Genomic DNA, 23,718 nt, shown 5'->3' with positions numbered 1-23,718 from the left:
TTTGGAAAATAAATCACAAAAAAACGTTGAAAAAGGTACAAAAGCACAACCAGATCACTTTTTATTCACTTTTTCGTTTAACTTCTTATTTTCTTCAATCAAAACATCGATTTTATCATTAAGTTGAAGAATCAGGTTTTCTAAGTACTGAATATCTTTCACCGTGACCAATCCAATCCGGTTTAAGGAGTGATTTACCCCGCGATCTACAATCTTCTCAACCTTGTCTTTAGTATCCGTCACCGATTCACGCGCTTTCTCAGATACCTTTTCAACCGTTTGGTCAGCAATTTCAGTGGTTTTAGATTCTAACTCTTCGCCGACTTGGACCAAGGAGTCAAATAATTTATTCCCTTCTTCCTCTGCACGTGAAAAAGCACCCAAACCCGCTAACCAGATTTGCTTGGTATACTTTCTAAAATCCAAACTATTTTTACGGTGAAAATGATGCTTAGTTTTTGTTTTTTTTAGTGTTTCATCTTCTGGCGAAATATCATCCAACTCTATATCTGCTTTTTCCATTAGCACCATCTCCTGCATGATTTATGTGCAAAAACATCCAAAAAATCTTATAGATTGCACTATACTAGCAAATATTAGACTTGATCGATTTGTAAAACTGTTCTACAAAGCATCTTTATTACATTTTTATTTTTAAGTCTGAAGTTTTTGCGAGCAGGATGCTCATTTCAGGTCAGGATTTAGGTTACTACTTATGAGTGATTCTCAAAAAGAACACAATCAAACACATATGCTACTCACTATGGTGATGATTGTTCTTGAGACGATCTTTTCTCTTATTTTAAAACACGACCGCGTGGTTGCACTTCATTCTAAAAAGTTTGTTGAGCAAAATATTGCGATTAAAATAAATAGCTACCTGCCTTATTTTGACTTCTATATCACCTTTACCACTCAAGGTGTTTTATTTGACGCCAAAGCACCCGAAAAACCAGTCGACTTAGATGTACGCACCACATTGATGGATTTAATTAAAATTTTCGTCTTTGGAAACCGTCGTAGTATTAAAACCATGCGTATTGATGGTGACATCACCTTAAAAGATGAGTTCCGAGATTTAATTTTACATTTTAGTGCACCTAAAGTTCTTGCCGATTGGAAAAACTGGTTAACTGAACCAACTGATCCGCAAAATGTGGTTGCATCCAAAAAGCGTATTGCACCACTTTTAGAGAAAATTGAAGAACAACGTTCTAAAATCAACACTCTACAGGTTGAAGTGAAACAATACAAAAATCGTATTCGCCGTATCGAGCAACGTCAAAAACGTATAAATGTCACATTTTTTGTGTTTTCTATACTTTTGATTAGCTTATTGGTATATAATATTTGGCTTGCATAACTACATAATATTTCAAGCAAATTAAATACGCACAATCCCTATTAAAAAAACTTGACTATTTTAGTCAGGATTCTTAAAATCGGCACATCTAGTCTAATCATGTGTATCGAATCATGCGCTTAACAACTCGCGGACGCTACGCAGTGACTGCTCTACTTGATTTAGCTTTGCAGCCAACTGAACAAACGATCACGCTTGCAGAAATTGCAGCTCGTCAAACTATCTCTGTTGCTTATCTTGAACAGTTATTTGCGAAATTAAAGCGCCACGGCTTAGTTTCTAGTATTCGTGGTGCCAACGGTGGTTACCACTTAGCTCGTCGCGCTGATGAAATTACAGTATTAGCAGTTATTGAAGCTGTAAACGAAACAGTTGATGCCACTCGCTGTGACCATAAAGGCAACTGCCAAAATGGCGCAATGTGCTTAACTCACGATTTATGGCAAGAACTCTCCCATCACATTGCCGACTATCTCGCTAAAATCACTCTTGCTGACCTTGTAGCACGTGACAACGTTCAAAAAGTTGCCATTCGCCAAAACACAGCACCTTCAGATTCAGCCCTTTTATCGGTAACAGGTATTTGACATGAAACGTCCAATTTATCTTGATTATGCAGCAACAACTCCTGTAGACCCGCAAGTCGCTGAACGCATGATGGAATGCCTGACATTTGACGGCACATTTGGCAACCCAGCATCTCGCTCTCATGCTTACGGCTGGCAGGCAGAAGAAAAAGTAGAATATGCACGTGAACAAGTTGCAAACTTGATCAAAGCAGATCCACGCGAAATCGTTTGGACTTCTGGTGCAACTGAATCAGATAACTTAGCTCTTAAAGGCGTAGCACAATTCTATGCCTCTAAAGGCAAGCACATTATTACAAGTAAAATTGAACACAAAGCTATTTTAGACACTTGCCGTGAGCTTGAGTCTGAAGGTTTTGAAATCACTTACCTTGAGCCACTTCCAAACACTGGCTTAATTACCCCTGAAATGGTTGAAGCAGCTATTCGTCCAGACACTATTCTTGTTTCACTTATGATGGTAAACAACGAAATTGGTTCTGTGACTGATGTTGCGGCAATTGGTGAAATTACTCGTGCACACAAGATCTTCTTCCATGTCGATGCGGCGCAAGCTGCAGGTAAAGTTGAAATTGACCTTTCAACTATGAAAGTTGACCTTATGAGCTTCTCTGCTCATAAAATTTATGGCCCTAAAGGTATTGGCGCACTCTATGTACGTCGTACTCCACGTGTTCGTTTAAAAGCGCAAATGCATGGTGGTGGTCATGAACGCGGTATGCGTTCTGGTACACTTGCAACACACCAAATCGTTGGTATGGGTGAAGCATTTGAACTTGCAGGTAAAAACTTAGCTTCTGAACAAGCACGCATTCGCGTACTTCGTGACAAGCTTTGGAATGGCTTACAAGACTTAGAACAAATTTTCTTAAACGGCCACCCAACACAAAACGTTGCGAACTACTTAAACGTAAGTTTCAACTTTGTTGAAGGTGAATCGTTAATGATGTCGTTGAAAGACGCTGCTGTATCTTCGGGTTCAGCTTGTACTTCAGCAACATTAGAACCTTCTTATGTATTACGTGCACTAGGTTTGTCTGACGAACTTGCGCACAGTTCAATTCGTTTCAGTTTTGGTAAATACACCACTGAAGCAGACATTGACCATGTACTTACAGTGACGCGTTCTGCAGTGGAGAAACTTCGTGAACTTTCTCCACTTTGGGACATGTACAAAGACGGTATCGACCTTTCTACAGTTGAGTGGGCTGAACACTAATTTTTCCCATTGAAGTCATTCACATACTGGATGGCTTCATTGAAAAATCAAGTTTTGACCCCATATTTAATATTAACGCTGACCCCGAGGTTTGGAGACGCATCATGGCTTATAGCGAAAAAGTAATTGACCATTACGAAAACCCTCGTAATGTAGGTGTATTAGACAAAAATGCTGAAAACGTAGGTACAGGTATGGTCGGAGCACCTGCATGTGGCGACGTTATGCGTTTACAGATTCAAGTAGATGACAACGGTGTGATTGAAGAAGCACGTTTCAAAACTTATGGTTGTGGTTCTGCTATTGCATCAAGCTCTTTAGTGACTGAATGGCTAAAAGGCAAAACTTTAGATCAAGCTCAAGCGATCAAAAACATTGATATCGCAACTGAACTTGCTCTTCCTCCAGTAAAAGTACACTGTTCTGTACTGGCTGAAGATGCTATTAAAGCTGCTGTTGAAGACTACCGCAGCAAAAAATCTAAAGCTTAATTGCTTCGCATTTTAAAGAAAGATTAGGGAGTTTTCATGATCAACTTAACTGAAAATGCTGCAACTCATATCAGCAATTATTTAAAAAATCGCGGTAAGGGTGAAGGTATTCGCGTTGGCGTGAAAACTTCAGGCTGTTCTGGTTTGGCTTATGTGCTTGAATTTGTCGATTCAATTGATGCACATGACACTAGCTTTGAGCAGTTTGGGGTGAAAGTATTTGTAGACCCAAAAAGCTTGGTTTATCTCGATGGTATGGAGATGGACTACGTGAAAAATGGTTTAAACGAAGGCTTTGAGTTTAACAACCCAAACAAAAAAGGCGAATGTGGCTGTGGTGAATCTTTCACCGTATAACAGTTCATTAACTTGCTTTTCAACATTAAAACAGTGTGTATCACACTGTTTTAATTGCATTTACATAGATTGTTTTTGCTTTCGCAATGACCCCCAATTTAGCGCGGAATCCCTCTCCTATGAATCATTTTGAGTTGTTTAACCTCCCAGTAGCACTCGATATTGATTTAGCAACCTTAAAATCAGAATTTTTAAAGTTGCAGCAACAATATCACCCAGATAAAGCTCTCGATAAAGATCAAGCCCTCATAAAATCAAGTGAGATCAATCAAGCATTTAAAGTTTTATCTCAGGTCGATAGCCGTGCAGGATATTTATTAGGATTAAAAAAACAAGATTATCATCTTGATCAATCCATCAATGATTTTGAATTTCTCCAGTCTGCCTTAGAAATCCGTGAACAACTTGATGAAGCACGTTCAGCAGATGAATTACAATCACTCAAATTAGACGTTCAACAATGGATTGATGGTTTAGTCCGCGAATTCAAAATTGATTTTGAAGAGGAAGATTGGGCTGAGGCACGTGATGATGTCCGCAAACTTCGCTTCTTTGTAAAAGTCATGCATGACATAGATAAAGCTGAAGATCGTTTTGAAGATGACGATAGCTTTGATTTAGATGATGAATTTTAACTTATTTTTAATTTTTGACGCTCAAAGGATGTAACACATGGCTCTCTTGCAAATTGCAGAACCTGGACAATCAAGTGCGCCACATGAACACCGTATTGCCATTGGTATCGACTTAGGTACAACTCACTCTCTAGTTGCAACTATACTTTCAGGCAAGGCAAAAGTTTTGCATGATGAACAAGGTCGTGTCTTACTCCCATCGATCGCGTATTATGGTGTAAACCAAACCCAATATGGCGACGAAGCAAAACCATTTTTGACTGCCGACCCTAAAAACACCATCGTTTCAGTCAAACGTTTTATGGGACGCTCTAAAGCCGACATTAAGTTTCAACACCCCTACACTTTAGTGGGTGAAGATAATCAAATGCCTGCTTTTGAAACCGCTCAGGGCCGCAAAACTCCTGTCGAAGTGTCCGCTGAAATTTTAAAGCAACTAAAAGATCGTGCTGAAGCGAGCTTAAAAAATGAAGTCAATGGTGCAGTGATTACCGTTCCCGCATACTTCGATGAGGCTCAACGTCAAGCAACACGCGATGCCGCACAACTTGCGGGTTTAAATGTACTACGACTTTTAAATGAGCCTACTGCTGCTGCAGTTGCGTATGGTCTGGACCAAGAAACCAATCTTGCGCATGATCACAACTATGTGATTTATGACTTGGGTGGCGGTACCTTTGACGTTTCAATTTTACGCTTTTCACAAGGCGTGTTTGAAGTGTTAGCAACGGGTGGCCATACCGCATTAGGCGGTGATGATCTTGACCGCTTAATCGTAAAATGGGCGAAAAAAGAACTCAACATTGAGCAGTTCGATGACACTGAATATGCACACATTTTAGTTGCTGCACGTAAAGCTAAAGAAGCTTTAACCGATGTAGAAAGCGTTCATTTACAAGTCCTAGAGCACAGCTTAACGCTTGATCGTGCGACATTTGAAGGCATTATCAAAGTTGCTTTAGATAAAACAATTAGTGTGTGTAAACGCGTCCTCCGTGATGCGAAGCTTGAACTCAGCGACATTCAAAACGTGGTTTTGGTCGGTGGCTCAACTCGCTCTTATGCTGTACAAAACGCTGTACGCGATGTATTTGCTCAAGAGCCATTGTGTACCATCAACCCAGACGAAGTTGTTGCTATCGGTGCATCGATTACAGCCAATCAGCTGATTGGAAACACAGCCGATGGCGCATTACTGCTTGATGTAACACCGCTTTCTCTCGGTCTAGAAACCATGGGTGGCTTGGTCGAGCGTCTTATTTCACGTAATACCGCAATCCCAGTTGCACGTCGCCAAGAGTTCACCACCTACCAAGATGGCCAAACAGCGATGTTGATTCATGTGGTTCAAGGTGAGCGTGATTTGGTTGAGCATTGCCGTAGCTTAGGTCGTTTTGTCCTTCGCGGTATTCCACCAATGACTGCGGGTCAAGCACGCATTGAAGTGACCTTCCAAGTGGATGCCGATGGCCTACTGACGGTTTCAGCTAAAGAAACAACCTCTGGCGTACATGCACAAATTGACATCAAACCATCATATGGTTTGGCTGATAGTGACATGGAACGCTTACTGCTTGATGGTTATAAATTTGCTGAAGAAGATAAAAATCTTCGTCACTTACAAGAAACCAAAGTTGAAGCAAAACGCGAACTCGAAGCTTTAGAGCAAGCCTTGAAAGTGGATGCTCACCTGCTCACGAATGAACAACAAGTTGCATTAAATGCGGCCAAAACTTCATTAGAAGCAACACTTGAAACAACAGAAATCAAAGCAATTGAATCTGCTGTTGAACAGCTTAAAATACACAGTGATGCTTTTGCAGCAGCACGTATGAATCAGCATATCGATGCAGCGCTGAAAGGCACAAAACTCGACGACTGGTCAAACTCAAACTAATTTATAGGTAAAGACTATGCCACGTATTAAAGTTCTCCCACATGCGCAAATCTGCCCAGAAGGTGCTGAGTTTGAAGTTGAACAGAATGCGAATCTTTGTGAAAGCTTACTGAAAAATGGAATCAAGATTGAACATGCGTGCGATATGTCAGCTGCATGTACAACCTGTCACGTTGTGGTACGTAAAGGCTTCGACAGCTTAGAAGAAATGAATGATGTTGAAGCCGATCTACTGGATCGGGCTTGGGGCTTAGAACCTGACTCTCGCTTGTCTTGCCAAGTGAAGTTAGTGGATGAAGACTTAGAAGTTGAAATTCCTAAATACACAATTAACCACGCGTCTGAAAATCACTAATTTTCAAAGCATAAAAAAGCCACTCATTGTAGTGGCTTCTTTACGACTCTCATTTTTGTATCCGATACCATCAAGTTAATGATATTCATTTTTCTGAACAGGCTCTATTACTTCATCTTCAAGATTGAGTTTGACGATACCTTGCGAATTGGTCATCTTCTGTTGGGTTTGAATGCGTTGAATCATTTTTTCTAAGACTTGAATTAACTGCGGATATTCAAAATTCTGCACTTGATCTAAGTTCAGCAGTAAATGAAACCCTTTATATTCATAATCAAACCAGCGCTGATAGTCTAATTTTTGCGAGGTATATTTTTCAACGACTTGCCACGTCTTCACAGCACCTTTAATCCCCTTAAGGAAAATTGGCGCTTTCGGTGCACAAAGATAATCATTTTTTACTAAATTATGTGTATCGTCCGAAATTAAGATTTCATCCACTTGTGCTGCACTTTGTAAACGTGCAGCAAGGTTTACATCACGACCAACAATGGTATAAGCCATACGATGCGATGCGCCATAGTTCCCTACGTGACAATACCCTGTAGAAATCCCCATACGAATATGCAATGGTGGATAACCCATTTTCACCCAACGCTCGCGCAGAATTTTCATTTGCTGACGCATCGCCATGGCCATTTCCAAACAGTTTTGAGCATCACGCTCTACACCTTCGGAATTAGGATCACCAAAAAACACTAAAATTGCATCCCCCATGAATTTATCAACAGTACCTTCATATTGCTTCGCAATCTCGGTCATGTGTTTTAAATAATCATTGAGTAGAAATGCTAAATCATCCGGAATTAAGCTTTCAGAAAGCTCTGTAAAGCCCTGAATATCTGAAAAGAAAACTGTCAGTTTCTTACGCTTGTATTCAATTTTCGCTTCAGACTCACCCTTCATAATCGATTGCCACAACTGAACTGGTGCATAGCGACTCAGCTGATTGGCAAACTCCATATAACGGTTCATCTGATCGAAATAGTGATTTTTTCGGCGGTATATGTCTTGCATTTGGTTGCGGTGATAATAGCTACCCACGCCAAAATAAGTGGTGAGGCACAAAAAACCCAATACGATCAGTTCGGTACTGGTAGCCTCGAAATACTCACCAAAACCAAAGACAAAGATAATCGAGACATAAAAGACAACCACCCCAATCAGGCTGGCCAAAGACACCATCAAAAAAGAAATTTTATTGCTAATAGCCGTGTAAAGCATAGCAAAAATGGTTAAAAATGTGAGTACGATACTGAGATGTACAGCGGCTAAAATGATCGCTGTAATGACAATATCAATAACAAACATCACACCGCGTCGCATCGTATTATTGAAGCGATAACCTAACCACCTTGAAAATGGTTGTGTGATCAATAACACAATGAGCAACAACAGCGGCACATAAATCTGATATTGCGTATCTGCCATCGTATAATGATAGACGATGGTTATTAAAGACAGCATGCCATATCCCATCACACGATGGAAATACTCGAATTGTTTAGGCTCTTTAGATAACCAATCGTCTAATGGCACTGCTCGTTCCCCACTATGCGCACGATCAAATCATCCCTGATTTGATTTCTCACGTGTATTAGTCCATACGCCAATCGAATGGCATATCACCTTGACCACGTAGTGCAAGCATTAAAGTTTGACGCATATGCGCAAGCACTTCATTGCTATAAGGAACAGCGGGAGTACCCCAAACTGGTTTTGGCCATGCGACGTCGTTTTGATAACGTACAACATGGTGGAAATGGAGCTGCGGAACCATGTTACCTAAAGCAGCAACATTCATTTTGTCAGCACGGAATACACGAGCCAATTGGCTTGATAACCAGCTTGACTCACGCAAAAACTGTTCTTGGTCGGCTTGACTGAGTTCATATAACTCAGTGATGCCTGGCACGCGTGGAATTAAAATTAGCCACGGGAATTGCATATCATTCATTAAGCGACATGTTGAAAGTGGAAAGTCGCCTACAAAAAACGTATCTTGAGCAAGTTGTGGATGCAAACTAAACATATCTTTATAAATGATGCAAATTAGAATAATGGCTAATACTATCACATCCAATCAGAGGTGAATATTGCAAGCAATGTGTTTCAACACAAATAAACTACGTTTTACTTTGAACTACATCACATTTATTACTTTAATAAATTTCATCAAAAAATCAAGTCTTTCTTTTTATAGCGCAAGTCCGCAAGAAAGACCTGATATCTGTATGAAATCACAGCAAATTAAAGCTAAATTTTAATGCAACTCTTTCAACAAACTTTCCAATAAGTCATTGATAAATTGAATCCGTTTTTCATATTCCTCTAGCATCACCATGACCTTTAAGCGCTGACCACCCTCCATCCTAAAAAAGGTCGGGTGTTTTTGCATCATCTGAATAATACTAATCGCCTGAACTGGAGTATCTGGTGAAAATTCAATCGCACCACCATTGGCAGCAATATCGACTTTGGTAATGCCCAGTGTTTCTGCTTTCAAACGCATCTGATGCACAGCAAAAAGCTGCTTCACAGGTTGTGGCGGTATCCCAAAACGGTCAATCAACTCCATACGAATGTTATCGAGCTTTTCCTGACTGTCCGTATTACTAATACGCTTATAGAACAATAAACGCTGATGGACATCTCCCAGATATTCATCTGGAATCAAAGCTGGCATATGTAAATTGATTTCTGCGGTCAGTGAGAGTGGCGCATCGAAGTTCGGGGTTTTGCCTTTTTGAATGGCTTTGGTCGCCTTTTCAAGCATCTCCATATACAAGCTATAGCCAATCGCTTGCATTGAACCACTTTGTTGCTCGCCGAGTAGCTCACCCGCTCCGCGAATTTCTAAGTCTTCCGTGGCCAACATAAAACCCGCACCTAATGTCGATGCCCGCTGAATCGCATCTAGACGCTTTTCGGCATCGCCTTTCAACCCTTTGATGGATGGCACCAACAGATAGGCATAGGCTTGGTGATGCGAGCGCCCTACACGCCCACGTAGTTGATGCAACTGCGCTAAACCCAGCTTATCTGCCCGTTCAATTAAAATAGTATTGGCATTCGGAACGTCAATCCCTGTTTCAATAATGGTTGAACAAACCAGGACGTTATATTCTTTATGGTAGAACTGCTGCATGACTTGTTCTAACTCGCGTTCACGCATTTGACCATGTGCAACAGCTACACGTGCCTCAGGGACCAGTTCTCGAAGACTCTCCGCTGCACGCTCAATGGTTTCTACTTCATTATGTAGGAAATAAACTTGTCCACCACGCAGTAACTCACGCAAGATGGCTTCTTTAACTGAATCACCCGTATGTTCTTGCACAAAAGTTTTTACCGCTAAACGTCGTGCAGGTGGTGTGGCAATAATGGATAGATCGCGCATGCCACTAAAGGCCATATTTAAAGTCCGTGGAATTGGAGTTGCAGTCAGAGTCAACATATCCACATCTGCACGCATCGCTTTAATCCGCTCTTTATCGCGTACACCAAAGCGGTGTTCTTCATCCACAATCATCAAGCCTAAGTCTTTAAACTGGACACTTTCTTGTAGAATTTTATGCGTACCAATCACAATATCGACTTTGCCCTCAGCTAAGTCTTCGATCGTTTTCGTATGTGATTTACTGCTGCCAAAACGTGATAAAACTTCGATACGAATAGGCCAGTCTGCAAAACGGTCTTTAAACGACTCATAATGCTGTTGGGCCAGCAACGTCGTCGGCACCAAAACGGCCACTTGTTTGTTGTTCTGCACGGCTAAGAATGCTGCGCGCATCGCAACTTCGGTTTTACCAAAGCCCACATCACCACAGACCAAGCGATCCATCGGTTTAGCCAATTGCATATCATACAAAGTCGCTTCAATCGCATTGGCTTGATCGAGTGTTTCCTCATAGGCAAAGCCACTGGCAAACTGCATATATTGACCTTGATCCAACTCAAAACCAAAACCTGGCTTCGCTTGGCGACGGGCTTGGATATGCAATAGCTCCGCTGCTACATCATGGATTTGCTCCAATGCTTTACGCTTTGCTTTACTCCAAGCATCTGTACCCAACTTATGCAAGGGTGCTAAGTCTGGGTCGCCGCCGCTATAACGGCTGATCAAATGTAAATTGGTGACAGGAACATAAACTTTGGCGGCATCGGCATAATCAAGCTGCAAGAACTCATAGTCTTGATCATCAATGCTTAAAGTGACTAAGCCCGCATAACGCCCCACACCATAGTCGATGTGCACCACCGGCGCACCCATACTCAACTCAGTCAAACTGCGGATGAGAAACTCTTCCGAAACCTCTTGCTGGCGTTTACGACGGCGCTGTACAACGCGATGCTCATACAACTGATTTTCAGAAATGATGCTAATGCTGTCTTTTAATACCAAGCCACGCTCTAAGGGCGCACTGGTAATTGCAATGGCATGTAAAGATTTTTGAAATTCAGCAAAATTCTCGACATTAGGAATCTCTCCCAATGTGGCGCGCAATGCATCTTTTAAAGTTTCACGACGCCCCGCACTTTCAGCAACCAGTAATACTGGATGGTTAGCAGCATCAATATACTGTTTAACCGCGTGAAAGGGCTTTTCATTTTTAGGATCGACCGCTAAACGTGGTGGAAGTTCAGTATTTAAATTGGTCACACCCGCTTTTAGATCAAAAGCCTCGACTGAGGCAATAATACGTGGAAAGGTATTGAGCTGTTCTAAAACTTGATTGGTCGAAATAAAAAGCTGGTTAGGGGCTAAAATTGGCTGATCAACATTATGGCGACGGTCTTCATAACGTCGATCGATTTCTTTCCAAAAACTATCTAAACCATCATCAACTTGCCTATCTGTAATGACAATGGAATGATTTGGTAAGTATGAAAGCAGTGTGCTTTGAGCTTCCATCTGCGCAGCACTGAAAAATAGTGGGAAATAGAACTCAATCCCTGGTGAGGCAATCCCTTCTAACACATCCTGATAAATTGGATTTTTCTTTGGATTTGCCGTCGGAAACATTTCTGCATAGCGATCACGAAATATGCTGCGTGCCTCTTTTAAAGGAAACTCTTTAGCTGGTAATACGGAAAACTGTTTTAAGTTTTGCGTAGTGCGCTGTGTTTCAGGATCAAAAAATTTAAGGGTTTCAATTTCATCATCAAACAAATCTATGCGAATTGGTGCAGCTTGACCTGAGGCATAGATATCCATAATGCTACCCCGAACCGCAAATTCACCATGGTCATATACTGTGTCGACCAAATGATAGCCTGCTTGAATCAAACGCTTCTTTTGCTGTTCTAATTCAAACTTTTGACCGACGTGAATATCAAAGTGTTCTCCCAAAACCCACGAAGTCGGCGCTACACGCTGCGCCAAGGTCGAAGCCGAAATCAGTAAGACACCTGTTTGCGGCATATTGGATAAAATTGCGAGACGCTCAGATACAATATCTTGATGAGGAGATAAACGATCATAAGGCAGAATTTCCCAGTCTGGGAAAATGGTCGGTCGAATACCGTAAAATTCAAATTCACTTTCGAGTTGTGCTAAGTGTTGATTATTTTTCGCCACAACTACAAAGAGCTTTTTATTTTGTGTACTTAACGTTTGAATGAATAATGCAGCTGAAGAGCCGAGCAAATTTCCCAGCCAACGTTTTTCGCCTGTTTTTAGTTGTTGCACATTCAGTTGGGAGATTTCTTCTTGGAACATGGACATGGCTTTAGCGTTTAAAAACATGCGTCATATACTAGCATGATGTCCTCTCGCTGCATGTTATTTTTCACGACAACAACAACATCAATCTAGCGCTAAGTCCTTTTTACAACTCAAATTTATGGCTTTTAAAAGACTTATTTTTTGTCACGTATAAACTGGTAATAATAGTCATTAAGTAGCTTAATCATTCGCTTTAGCTCAGTTAAGTTTTCTAGATTATTACCTAAACGTGCGACAAATCGTTCATTGGCAATTTCTAAGTCGATTTTCTCATTGATTAGCATAGCACTATAAAAAAGTGCATTAAGATCATCAAACTCACTAATTCTACGATTTGAAAAATAGACCAAACGTTCAGCATGTATGGCATTTAGCACAATACCTTCAATGATAAAGCCTTTTTCATCATTATATTCAATCTGATGCTGCTGCAAAAAAAGTTGTTCTGGCGCATCTTTCTTTAATTTAAATAATTGGCTTAATTTACTCAGCATAGACATTTAATCATGGTTCTTCACTCAAGCTTATTGTAGTTCTAACTGCTACCTTTTGTTAGCTTGTATCGGCTAAAAAGTATAAAAGCAGCGCATTGACTACTTTTATACCTATATAGTTATAAATGTTCTAGCTAGCGTATGCTAAAGATACAACCTTAGGCGTCAACTCAGCAGCCAAGTTTCAAATGAGAAAATGTGACCTAAGGGTTATTAAGTCAACAACCCTTTCTCCAATACCACTCACTGAACTGTTTTGTTTTCCGCAATACACTGTTTACCCATTTCACATGACCTAAGATTCGATTAAAATACCAACACTAATTAATTGCTAAACATAGCGCCACTGTAGAAAGTATTGGTCAATTGATATTTAGTCACAAGGTCTTTTGGTTGAAGAACCTCGTATTTACCTTAAGAAAGGAATACATGCTTTAATGCAAGATTGGCCAGCACTTTGTTGCTATTCATATTAATTGAGGTGCCCACCCCAACTTTATAGACATCTATAGGGAAAGCGTATGTCCAATTTTCAGGAGTTTGGCTCAATTGCTCACATGCCCCCGCAATGGCCTGCACAATTTCAGGAGAAATTTTGTCAAATTTGCAGTTAATTTATACCGACGCTATTTTCACTTGTTCCAAAGCAAGCAGAAAATGCCATTGAATTCCTTTTTTCTAATTAGAAATTTGAAAGTTTTCCAATGCACTCAAAGTATGAATGCCTTAACAAAATTAGTTCAATGGTGAAATATTCGTCTTTTCTAACTATTTCACGACTGTAAATACATTTCATAAATGAAACACTTTATATGTAAATACACCTGTTTTGTAGGTAATGTAATTTTTCGTAAGCAATAAAAAATCATAAATTATAACTAGCCCGCTGATTTTACGAAATAAATGCTTAGAATTTCATTCACCCTATAAAAAAGAATAATAATTGACCAATAAACAACATATTTTCAACAACTTATTGTTTAATTTTAAAAAACAATTAATAATTACACAAAATATACAAAAACACCTTACAACTGTTACAGAGTGTAATTTTATTTTTATGCTTGAATCGCCGTCTCAAACAAAGCGATTAAAAAATCTCCCAAGTCGGATTTTGCCAAGGAATGCCTATGAGTCAAATTAACCCCACCCTCGTCACATTTTTAGTTTATATCATTGCCATGGTTGGCATCGGTTTGTATGCATACAAGTCCACAAACAACTTTGATGATTACATCTTAGGTGGTCGTAGCTTAGGAAGTGTAGTTACTGCGCTTTCTGCAGGTGCATCAGACATGAGTGGCTGGTTACTGATGGGCTTACCGGGCGCAATTTATTTGTCTGGTTTGTCTGAAGCGTGGATTGCTGTAGGTCTGATCATTGGTGCATGGCTCAACTGGTTATTGGTTGCAGGACGTTTACGTGTACATACTGAAGTCCAAAACAATGCCCTCACCCTGCCTGATTATTTCACAGGTCGTTTCGCAGATCGTAAACGTATCTTGCGTATGATCTCAGCGATCGTTATTTTAGTATTCTTCGCGATTTACTGTGCTTCAGGCATGGTCGCTGGCTCACGTTTATTTGAAAGCATTTTTGGTTGGGATTACACCACTGCTCTTTGGATTAGCGCAATTGCAACCATCAGTTATGTATGTATCGGCGGCTTCCTTGCTATTAGTTGGACAGACACCTTCCAAGCAGGCTTAATGATTTTTGCTCTGCTGCTTACCCCAATCATGACTTATCTTGCGATTGATGGTAATGCTGCACAGTTTTCAGTCCTACTTGAAACTGCTCGCCCACAAGCAATGCACATTGTCTCTGAGCTCAGCACTGTTGCCATCCTGTCATCATTGGCATGGGGCTTAGGCTATTTTGGTCAGCCACACATTTTAGTGCGCTTCATGGCTGCAGACTCTGTGAAAACAATTCCTGCTGCGCGTCGCATTGGTATGACATGGATGATTTTATGTCTAGGTGGTGCAGTCGGTGCAGGTTTTATTGCGATTGCTTACTTCCAACAACACCCTGAACTGGCGGCTGTGGTTTCTCAAAACCCAGAAACTGTGTTCATGGAACTAACTAAAATATTATTCAACCCATGGATTGCAGGCATTGTTTTAGCTGCAATTTTAGCTGCGGTGATGAGTACATTAAGCTGTCAGTTACTGGTTTGTTCTACAACATTGACAGAAGACATGTACAAAGCATTCATCCGTAAAACCGCTTCTCAAAAAGAATTGGTCTGGGTGGGTCGTTTCATGGTTCTTGCAGTTGCTGTTCTTGCAATTTGCTTAGCAAGCAACCCTGACAGTAAAGTTCTAGGCCTTGTAGCTTATGCATGGGCAGGTTTTGGTGCGGCATTTGGTCCACTGATTATCTTGTCTTTGTTCTGGAAGCGCATGACCTTGAATGGTGCTATTGCAGGTATTATTGTTGGTGCGGTAACTGTGATTGTATGGAAAAATGCATTAGGACACTTAGGTCTATATGAAATTATTCCAGGCTTCATCTTCTCTTGGATCAGCATTGTAGTTGTAAGCTTAATGGGTAAAGCCCCTGAAGCTGAAGTAGTACAACGCTTTGAACAAGCAGACAGCATGTACAAACAAGCCATGGCTGAAATGAAAGAAGAATCTACACAACGTTAATTGAACGTGTAGACCAACAAAAAAAAGGGGCTTTTAAGCCCCTTTTTTTTTTGCATCTCATGCACTCAATTATTTCGACAAAGGTTTGTATTTGAGTTGAATACGTGAGCTTTCTTTGATGACTTCCATCACGGGATAACTGCGTGTTTCTTTAACGCCCGGCAGTTGCCACAAGACTTGACCTGAGATTTTTCGGAACTCATCCATACTGGCACAACGAATCTTCACCACAAAATCAAAGCCCCCACTGGTCATATGACATTCCACAATTTCATCATGCTGTAGTACGGCATGGCGAAAATCTTCCAAGACATGTGGCGTGGTTTTATCCAAAAGTATCTCAACAAAAACCACAAAACTGGCATTCAGCATGTTTGGATTTAAGCGTGCTTCATAATTCAAAATAAAGCCTTCCTTGGTTAATTTTTGCACCCGAGCCAAAGCAGCTGTCGCTGATAAGTTCACTTCTTCGGCAAGTTTAATATTCGATATTTTTCCATCTCTTTGAAGAATATCTAATATTTTGATATCTGTTCGGTCCAAGCTAAAAATTGGGCTCGTCATCTGAATTAATCTCTAAATAGCATACAAATTATAGTGAGTTATTCGGTATTCTTTCTGTAATCATAAATTAATTACTATAGATCTCTCAACACATTATTGTATGCACAGGATGTAGGCATGAATATGATGGAAAGCAATACGCATTTCAACGACGCTCAAACTCAATTTGAATATATTACCGAATTCAAAGAAAAAAGTGAGCTTGAAGTTGAAATCAATACCGCTTGGCGACGTGCCGAAACTGACTGTGTTCAAAACTTATTAGACCACAGCAAAATCTCTGACGAGATGAATCAACGCATTCATGAACTTGCGTTTGATTTGGCTCATACTTTACGTGAACGTAAAAGCGGCAGCGGTAAAGCAGGTATTGTACAGGGTCTCTTACAAGAATTTGCATTGTCTTCTCAAGAAGGCATCGCATTGATGTGTTTAGCTGAAGCATTGCTTCGTATTCCTGACATGGCGACACGTGACCTATTGATTAAAGACAAAATCAACCAAGGCAACTGGAAAGAGCACGTTGGTCAAAGTAACCTGATGTTTGTCAATGCGGCAGCATGGGGTCTCATGCTGACTGGCAAGCTCATGGAAACACCAAAGCAAAATAGCTTATCAGGCACTTTAACAGGCTTATTGGCACGTAGTGGTCGTGGCATCATCCGTAAAGCGGTTGATGTAGCTATGCGTATGATGGGCGAACAGTTTGTGACTGGCGAAACCATTGGTGAAGCATTACAACACGCTGAACGTCTTGAGGAAAAAGGCTTCCGCTATTCATACGACATGCTGGGTGAAGCGGCACTGACCGATCATGATGCTAATCGTTATATGAAAGACTATACCGATGCCATTCATGCCATTGGTCAAGCATCAAAAGACAAAGATGTTTATGACGGCCCGGGTATTTCAATTAAATTATCTGCTCTACACCCTCGCTACCAACGTGCACAAGTTGCACGTATGCATGAAGAGTTGTACGGCAAAGTCTTTACCCTTGCTAAATTAGCACGCGGCTATAACATCGGTTTAAATATCGATGCCGAAGAATCTGAGCGTTTAGAAATTTCTTTAGAAATGCTTGAACGTCTATGCTTTGAACCAGAACTCAAAGACTGGAAAGGCATTGGTTTCGTTATCCAAGCGTATCAAAAACGTTGTTTCTACGTGGTTGACTACATCGTAGACTTGGCTAAACGTAGCGAAAAACGCTTAATGATCCGTTTGGTGAAAGGCGCGTACTGGGACAGCGAAATCAAGAAAGCACAAATCGAAGGGATGACCGACTACCCTGTATTTACCCGTAAAGTACATACAGACTTGTCGTATATCGCGTGTGCGAAAAAATTATTGGCTGCACCAGAACAAATCTACCCACAGTTTGCAACGCACAATGCGCAAACCTTGGCGACCATTTATGAAATGGCCAACCCAGAGAAATACTACGTGGGTCAGTACGAGTTCCAATGCTTACACGGCATGGGCGAGCCACTGTATGAACAAGTGGTCGGTGAAAAGCAAGATAAAAAACTGGGTGTACCGTGCCGTATTTATGCGCCAGTGGGCAACCATGAAACACTATTGGCTTATCTTGTACGTCGTTTACTTGAAAATGGTGCAAACACCTCTTTTGTCAACCGTATTGCAGACAAGTCACTCGCAATTGATGATTTGATTGAAAACCCAACTCAAACCATTTTAAGCAGTGCAAAACGTGAAAATATCGTGGGTCAAAAGCACCTTTCGATTCCACTTCCTGCTGAGCTTTATGGGCAGCTACGTGCAAACTCCAAAGGTTTAGACCTTGCAAATGACTCTGCATTAATTCATCTGAACCAAACAGCTCAACAGTTTGCTAAGCACCAATGGTCTGCTGCACCAATGGGTGAGCACTTTCAGACCAATGACGCCGTTGCTCCGCAAAGCATTATCAACCCAGCACGTCACTCAGATGTTGTGGGTTATGTACAAGAAGCAACAACTGAACAAGTTGAGCAAGCATTAAACAATGCGCAGGCTGTTCAAGACATTTGGGCACGTACGGCTAAAGACACCCGTGCAAGTTACCTACTTCGCGCTGCTGACCTAATGGAAGCTCGCTTAGAAGAACTGATGGTTTTACTTTGCCGTGAAAGTGGTAAAACGTATGCCAATGCTATTGCAGAAGTTCGTGAAGCTGTAGATTTCTTACGCTACTACGCAACGCAAATGATTGATCTAGATGCAAACGCAGAAGTTGAGCCTTTAGGCACTATGCTATGCATTAGCCCATGGAACTTCCCATTGGCCATCTTCACAGGTCAGGTTGCTGCTGCATTGGTTGCGGGTAATACCGTGATTGCTAAACCAGCTGAACAAACACCATTGATCGCAGCTCAAGCAATTCAAATCTTATGGCAAGCGGGTGTGCCTCAAGCTGCTGTACAGCTGATGCCGGGTCGCGGTGAAACTGTGGGTGCACAACTCAGTGCAGCCGAGCAAGTTCAAGGCATCATGTTCACAGGTTCTACTGAAGTTGCTAAGATTTTGCAAAAAACTGTGGCGAAGCGTCTAAGCAAAACTGGTGAAAGCATTCCCCTGATTGCTGAAACAGGCGGTCAAAATGCCATGATCGTTGACTCATCAGCATTGACTGAGCAAGTTGTACTTGATGTCGTCAGTTCAGCTTATGACAGCGCAGGTCAACGTTGTTCTGCCCTTCGCGTACTGTGTGTACAAGAAGACAATGCCGATGCTGTGATTCAAATGCTTAAAGGTGCAATGCAACAACTTCAAGTGGGCAACCCATATCTACTTAAAACTGATATTGGCCCTGTGATTGATGCTGAAGCGCAAGAAAACATTCAAAAGCACATCGACAAGATGCGCCAAAAAGGTCATCGCGTACACCAGTTGATGCGTAATGATACTCAAGACTCTGAACTAGATGCAGGCACGTTCATTATACCAACACTAATTGAGTTACCAAATCTCAATGATTTAGAGCGCGAAGTGTTTGGTCCAGTGCTGCACGTGATTCGCTTTAACCAAGGTTCACTCAAACAGCTACTTGAGCACATCAACAGCAAAGGCTATGGCCTGACGATGGGTCTACATACCCGTATTGACGAGACCATTCAAACTGTAATGACCCATGCTGAAGTAGGTAACCTCTACATCAACCGTAACATCGTGGGTGCAGTTGTCGGTGTACAACCTTTTGGTGGCGAAGGTTTATCAGGTACAGGCCCTAAAGCGGGTGGTCCAATTTATCTATATCGCCTAATGCAAAACTGTTCTGCGAAAAAGTTGAATAAACCATTTGCAACAGGTGCTGATTTGAACCCTCAAGTCGAGTTCAGCAACTCTGCATTGTTCCTTGAGTGGGCAGCTAAAGCCTTCCCAGCAGTGAAATTGGCAAAAATTGAGAACTTCTGTTCAGGTCATCATTACGAGCTGCAAGGTCCGACTGGTGAAAGCAACCAATACATGGTGATTCCGCGTCATGCAGTCTTGTCATTAGCTGAACAAGAAGCGGATCAACTACAACAGTTGAATGCAATTTTTGCAGTTGGTAGCCGTCCAGCAGTGCTTTCAGATAACAGCTTTGTGTTAAAACACATGCCAAGCATGCCTAAAGCATTGGCTCAAGCGTTCCATGTCATCAAAGACATCAAAACTGATGCTTTTGATGCAGTATTACATCATGGTACAACGGCGCAGCTTTTAGCTCTGCAACAGCAGATTGCTGAGCGTCAAGGTGCGATTGTAGGCATTACTCATCTTAGCCCATCACAAACTGCCATTCCTTTAGAACGCTTTGTGATTGAGCGCGCTATTAGTGTTAACACTGCAGCTGCTGGTGGTAATGCAAGTCTCATGACTTTGAACTAAGCCGAATTTAAACCTGTAGCTCTTATCGGGACTACAGGTTTATTACTGTGTTTCCTCTATTGCCAAGTCAACATCTCCTGGTCTGTTTACTTGGCATTTTTTATGCGACTCGGTTTGGCTTAATCTGCTCGATAATTTCCGATATAGCAAAGTATCAAACCATCTTTAACATGAATAAACCCCACGCTTTTGCTGAATATCTTTAGGCTAATTCGGCAAACTTTGTTACCATCTCTTTTTTCTATATGTTTGCGATTTTTACTGCATATGACTTCTTCTTATCAACAACAACTTGACGCCAAAATTGAACGAATTACAGCTCAATTTGCTGAACTCACTCCACCTTCGCTTGAAGTTTTTCAATCTCCTGAAAAACACTTTCGCATGCGTGCAGAATTCCGTATTTGGCATACCGAAGATGATATGTTTTATGCCATGTTTGAACGCGATGAAGACAATCAGAAAAAAGTCATTCGTATTGATGACTTCCCAATCGCTGATGCCAGTATTAATCAGCTCATGCCTGTTTTATTGGCAGCATTGAAAAGCTATGATCTCCTCTCAAAACGCCTATTTGAAGTGCATTTCTTAGCAACCTTAAAGGGTGAAATGCTGGTTTCACTGATTTATCGCTGCCCACTCGATGAACAATGGCAGGTTTTAGCCAAACAACTTTCAGAAAAATTAAATATTAAGTTGATTGGCCGTAGCCGTGGTCAAAAAGTGGTACTCACTGATGAATTTGTGGTGGAAGAACTACAAGTTTTTGAGCGCAAATATCAGTACAAACAAATTGAAAGCAGCTTTACGCAGCCCAATGCGCAAGTCTGCCAAAAAATGCTCGAATGGGCCTGTAATGCTGCACAGCAGTCGAACAAAGATTTGTTAGAACTTTACTGCGGCAATGGTAACTTTACCCTACCGCTTTCAACCCGTTTCAACCGTGTTTTAGCCACTGAGCTAGCTAAGTCCTCTGTGTATGCAGCACAGTGGAACATCGAACAAAACCACATCGATAATATTCAAGTCGCGCGTTTATCGGCAGAAGACTTCACACAAGCCTATAACGGCGAGCGCGAATTCCGTCGCTTACAAGAAGCAAATATCGATATGAGCAGCTATGAATTCGATACGGTGTTTGTTGACCCACCGCGTGCGGGTATTGATGATGAAACCTTAAAATTGATTCAGCGTTTTGAACGAATCATCTATATTTCGTGTAATCCTGACACCTTGCATGACAACTTACAAACACTCAGCCAAACCCATAAAATTTCACAGTTTGCGTTGTTTGACCAATTCCCCTATACGCATCATGTCGAGTCTGGGGTTTTGCTGGAAAAAATTTAAACAATTTGTTGCAACTCAAACCGTATAAAAAAGAAGCTCAAATGAGCTTCTTTTTTAATTTTCATGAAAAAAGATAAGCTTATATAAAATGCAAGTATTTCAACTGTCATAATAACGTTAATACCTTGCGCTATAATCGGAATTTTTCGACATCGATCGCTGCTTTTATCTCTCACGCTGACTTGCATTATTTTACAGATTGGTTATATTTCACCCTATGTTAGGTTGTAAATGAAGTCTATATGAGTTTTTGGCAAAAGCTGTTTTCAAATGAACAGCAAAACGAGCATAAAAATCAAATTGCTTGTGTTGAAAATGACTGCTCTTGTAAAACCAATGAACAGCTCATCGAAAAGCTTAAAACAGCGACCGATGAAGACGTGATTGTTGGGATTAAAAAAGTATTAGCTTCTCGTGGCTATGGCCGTAAGGAGTTAAATGAACTTCAGCATCGACCTCTACAGTAGTAGAGTCACTGAATATTCATCAAAAAGGCACTTAAATTGATCTAAGTGCCTTTTTTAATGTCTGTACATCATTCGCCTTATAAAAAACCACGGTATATGAAGCACAGCACACTTTGCACGTTTAAATATTATACAAAGTCTTAAATTTTTGTTACCTTACAGGCTCAATATAAAAATCAATAATGTTTGAAAATTAAAAGGTTAAGTAATGAAAAAACCACTCATAATCAGCACATGTATTACCCTTTTATCTTTAACAGCATGTAGCAAGATGCCGAAAGCTTGTGTTGAGTCTTGGGAAAAAATGGAAAAACTTGCCGAGCAAATGGGTTTACCTGAAGAACAACTCAAAGAACAAAAAAAGAAATTTGAAGAAGACGTGAAAGCGATGAACACTGAAGAAGCAACACGCATGTGCAGTACCCAAAACTCACTTTTAGGTCTAGTGGATCAATAAACACTACTTCATCTTAAAAGAGGATGCTTGCATCCTTTTTTAATGTAATCAGAAAAGCTAGATGCTCCTTTCCAATCGGTCTCTTTTATTTCTATCATCGTAAACTCAAATAACTGAAAACCCACTAAACAGTCGCTAATTCCCAGCAGAAGCTTTAAAATACAGATAAAAGACAACTGTAATGAATTAGCACGTATTAGGCATGCAACAACAAAAAGTCCACTACCCCTTGGGGGCTCATCTTATAGTCAAACATTTTGGCTATACGCATCACGGCATATATGCGGGGCGTGGACGTGTGATCCATTATTCAGGTTTTGCACATCTTTTTAAAAAGCATCCGATTGAAATCACTTCCATCGAGAACTTTAGCCACGGACGTAAAATTACAGTCAATCAGTACCAAGACCCCAAATATAAAGGCCGTAAAGTGGTTCGCCGTATGCGCTCACGCATGCATGAAAACAACTACCATCTTATTATCAATAACTGTGAACACTTGTGCACGTGGGCCATTACAGGCGTTGAAAGTAGCCCACAAGTCATCAAGATGATGCACCGACTTACTACTATTGGCTATGTTAGCTCTATGATGAGTTTCATGAACAGCCTAATGTTAACGCTGACCACCACCTGTTTTGCCTTGGTGCTGTATATCAAAAAGAAATTACGTGATAAGGCCAAACAGCAGCTTGGGAACTATTTTGAGTTTAAAGAAGAGCGCTCTAAAAAAGATCACTGATGTGAACGCAGTTCAAAAGGTGGAAATTTATCTTCAACCAAGTTGAGCTGGATATCGTATTCAAGCCATGCCTTGGCACCATCTAGCACTGTAGTAAAGCCACCTGTTGCATCCATCACATAATGAATCAGCTCATTACCCTGTAACTCAATATCATAGTTTCGAATGATCACATAGGTATTCATGCTGTCGATTTTTTCAAATACAAAATCTACTTTAGTTTTAGGCGTGCCCCATTCGATGCAGATCAGCTCATTTTCAACGACTTGTAGGACATGAGTCGAGTGTGTAATTTGGTATTTATCCCATGTCCAATCGACCATTGCGCCTTTTTCTAAATAGCCCGAAGACTGACTAAACCAAAACTTGGTGGTTATGAGTGGATCAATAAAAGCATTAAACACAATATTGACAGAACGCCGAATCAACATCTGAGTTTCGATCACGGTAGTCATTGTTATATCCCTATCACTTTTAAACTTAGT

Annotated in this window: 21 protein-coding genes; 14 read left to right on the top strand and 7 right to left on the bottom strand. The window is 40.8% G+C overall.

Annotation, left to right across the window (positions count from 1 at the left end; translation table 11 throughout):
• Window positions 1–54: 54 nt before the first annotated feature.
• Window positions 55–522: a phasin family protein gene (locus ACFN7Z_RS07940; RefSeq protein WP_010326787.1), complete on the bottom strand. Its 468-nt coding sequence runs from the start codon at window positions 520–522 to the stop codon at window positions 55–57.
• A 193-nt stretch (window positions 523–715) separates the two neighbouring features.
• Here ACFN7Z_RS07940 and ACFN7Z_RS07935 point away from each other — a divergent pair, with 193 nt between their 5' ends.
• From ACFN7Z_RS07935 to fdx, 8 genes are all read left to right on the top strand, one after another.
• Window positions 716–1,363, top strand: coding sequence for a hypothetical protein (locus ACFN7Z_RS07935; RefSeq protein ID WP_010326788.1), 648 nt, complete (start codon window positions 716–718; stop codon window positions 1,361–1,363).
• A gap of 113 nt (window positions 1,364–1,476) precedes the next feature.
• Window positions 1,477–1,950, top strand: coding sequence for an Rrf2 family transcriptional regulator (locus ACFN7Z_RS07930; RefSeq protein ID WP_004697011.1), 474 nt, complete (start codon window positions 1,477–1,479; stop codon window positions 1,948–1,950).
• A gap of 1 nt (window position 1,951) precedes the next feature.
• Window positions 1,952–3,169 carry an IscS subfamily cysteine desulfurase gene (locus ACFN7Z_RS07925; RefSeq protein ID WP_004697009.1) on the top strand — a complete coding sequence of 406 codons (1,218 nt, stop codon included), beginning with the start codon at window positions 1,952–1,954 and terminating at the stop codon, window positions 3,167–3,169.
• A gap of 104 nt (window positions 3,170–3,273) precedes the next feature.
• Entirely contained in the window at window positions 3,274–3,660 is a 387-nt protein-coding gene (iscU, locus tag ACFN7Z_RS07920) for a Fe-S cluster assembly scaffold IscU (protein WP_004697007.1), read from the top strand.
• A 36-nt stretch (window positions 3,661–3,696) separates the two neighbouring features.
• On the top strand, window positions 3,697–4,017 hold the full coding sequence (gene iscA / locus ACFN7Z_RS07915) for an iron-sulfur cluster assembly protein IscA (RefSeq protein WP_010326789.1): 321 nt from the start codon (window positions 3,697–3,699) through the stop codon (window positions 4,015–4,017).
• Window positions 4,018–4,136: 119 nt separating this feature from the next.
• Window positions 4,137–4,652: a Fe-S protein assembly co-chaperone HscB gene (hscB, locus tag ACFN7Z_RS07910; protein ID WP_004697004.1), complete on the top strand. Its 516-nt coding sequence runs from the start codon at window positions 4,137–4,139 to the stop codon at window positions 4,650–4,652.
• Between the two features lie 37 nt (window positions 4,653–4,689).
• Window positions 4,690–6,549 (top strand): Fe-S protein assembly chaperone HscA, encoded by a 1,860-nt coding sequence (hscA, locus tag ACFN7Z_RS07905; protein WP_010326790.1) that lies wholly within the window; start codon window positions 4,690–4,692, stop codon window positions 6,547–6,549.
• Between the two features lie 16 nt (window positions 6,550–6,565).
• Window positions 6,566–6,904: an ISC system 2Fe-2S type ferredoxin gene (gene fdx / locus ACFN7Z_RS07900; protein WP_004697000.1), complete on the top strand. Its 339-nt coding sequence runs from the start codon at window positions 6,566–6,568 to the stop codon at window positions 6,902–6,904.
• Between the two features lie 75 nt (window positions 6,905–6,979).
• Here fdx and ACFN7Z_RS07895 read toward each other — a convergent pair whose 3' ends face one another.
• The 4 genes from ACFN7Z_RS07895 to ACFN7Z_RS07880 form a co-directional block, all read right to left on the bottom strand.
• On the bottom strand, window positions 6,980–8,443 hold the full coding sequence (locus ACFN7Z_RS07895; RefSeq protein WP_010326791.1) for an adenylate/guanylate cyclase domain-containing protein: 1,464 nt from the start codon (window positions 8,441–8,443) through the stop codon (window positions 6,980–6,982).
• 58 nt (window positions 8,444–8,501) lie between these two features.
• On the bottom strand, window positions 8,502–8,936 hold the full coding sequence (locus tag ACFN7Z_RS07890; protein ID WP_004696995.1) for an HIT domain-containing protein: 435 nt from the start codon (window positions 8,934–8,936) through the stop codon (window positions 8,502–8,504).
• Between the two features lie 231 nt (window positions 8,937–9,167).
• Window positions 9,168–12,626 (bottom strand): transcription-repair coupling factor, encoded by a 3,459-nt coding sequence (mfd, locus tag ACFN7Z_RS07885; RefSeq protein ID WP_010326792.1) that lies wholly within the window; start codon window positions 12,624–12,626, stop codon window positions 9,168–9,170.
• A 140-nt stretch (window positions 12,627–12,766) separates the two neighbouring features.
• Window positions 12,767–13,132: a hypothetical protein gene (locus ACFN7Z_RS07880; protein ID WP_010326793.1), complete on the bottom strand. Its 366-nt coding sequence runs from the start codon at window positions 13,130–13,132 to the stop codon at window positions 12,767–12,769.
• Window positions 13,133–14,256: 1,124 nt separating this feature from the next.
• Here ACFN7Z_RS07880 and putP point away from each other — a divergent pair.
• A complete protein-coding gene (putP, locus tag ACFN7Z_RS07875) occupies window positions 14,257–15,780 on the top strand; it encodes a sodium/proline symporter PutP (protein ID WP_010326794.1) in 1,524 nt (507 codons plus the stop codon).
• A 69-nt stretch (window positions 15,781–15,849) separates the two neighbouring features.
• Here the strand turns inward: putP and ACFN7Z_RS07870 are convergent, their stop codons facing one another.
• Window positions 15,850–16,344, bottom strand: a complete 495-nt coding sequence (locus tag ACFN7Z_RS07870; protein ID WP_010326795.1) for an Lrp/AsnC ligand binding domain-containing protein — start codon at window positions 16,342–16,344, stop codon at window positions 15,850–15,852.
• Between the two features lie 117 nt (window positions 16,345–16,461).
• On the opposite strand from ACFN7Z_RS07870, the gene putA reads away from it, so the two are divergent.
• The 5 genes from putA to ACFN7Z_RS07845 all read left to right on the top strand — a co-directional run bounded on the left by putA (window position 16,462) and on the right by ACFN7Z_RS07845 (window position 23,233).
• On the top strand, window positions 16,462–20,217 hold the full coding sequence (gene putA, locus ACFN7Z_RS07865; protein ID WP_029575035.1) for a trifunctional transcriptional regulator/proline dehydrogenase/L-glutamate gamma-semialdehyde dehydrogenase: 3,756 nt from the start codon (window positions 16,462–16,464) through the stop codon (window positions 20,215–20,217).
• Window positions 20,218–20,484: 267 nt separating this feature from the next.
• Window positions 20,485–21,567 (top strand): tRNA (uridine(54)-C5)-methyltransferase TrmA, encoded by a 1,083-nt coding sequence (trmA, locus tag ACFN7Z_RS07860; protein WP_395442661.1) that lies wholly within the window; start codon window positions 20,485–20,487, stop codon window positions 21,565–21,567.
• 242 nt (window positions 21,568–21,809) lie between these two features.
• Entirely contained in the window at window positions 21,810–22,034 is a 225-nt protein-coding gene (locus ACFN7Z_RS07855) for a hypothetical protein (RefSeq protein ID WP_004984703.1), read from the top strand.
• Window positions 22,035–22,242: 208 nt separating this feature from the next.
• Entirely contained in the window at window positions 22,243–22,491 is a 249-nt protein-coding gene (locus ACFN7Z_RS07850; protein ID WP_010326799.1) for a hypothetical protein, read from the top strand.
• 202 nt (window positions 22,492–22,693) lie between these two features.
• On the top strand, window positions 22,694–23,233 hold the full coding sequence (locus ACFN7Z_RS07845) for a lecithin retinol acyltransferase family protein (RefSeq protein WP_010326800.1): 540 nt from the start codon (window positions 22,694–22,696) through the stop codon (window positions 23,231–23,233).
• Here ACFN7Z_RS07845 and ACFN7Z_RS07840 read toward each other — a convergent pair.
• A complete protein-coding gene (locus ACFN7Z_RS07840; RefSeq protein WP_010326801.1) occupies window positions 23,227–23,688 on the bottom strand; it encodes an SRPBCC domain-containing protein in 462 nt (153 codons plus the stop codon). The genes ACFN7Z_RS07845 and ACFN7Z_RS07840 overlap by 7 nt on opposite strands.
• Between the last annotated feature and the right edge of the window lie 30 nt (window positions 23,689–23,718).

It is taken from the genome of Acinetobacter sp. P1332 (assembly GCF_044057475.1).
GTDB classification, from domain to species: domain Bacteria; phylum Pseudomonadota; class Gammaproteobacteria; order Pseudomonadales; family Moraxellaceae; genus Acinetobacter; species Acinetobacter johnsonii.
Note: the sequence above shows the minus strand (reverse complement) of the source record. Positions and strands in the feature narration are given on the sequence as shown.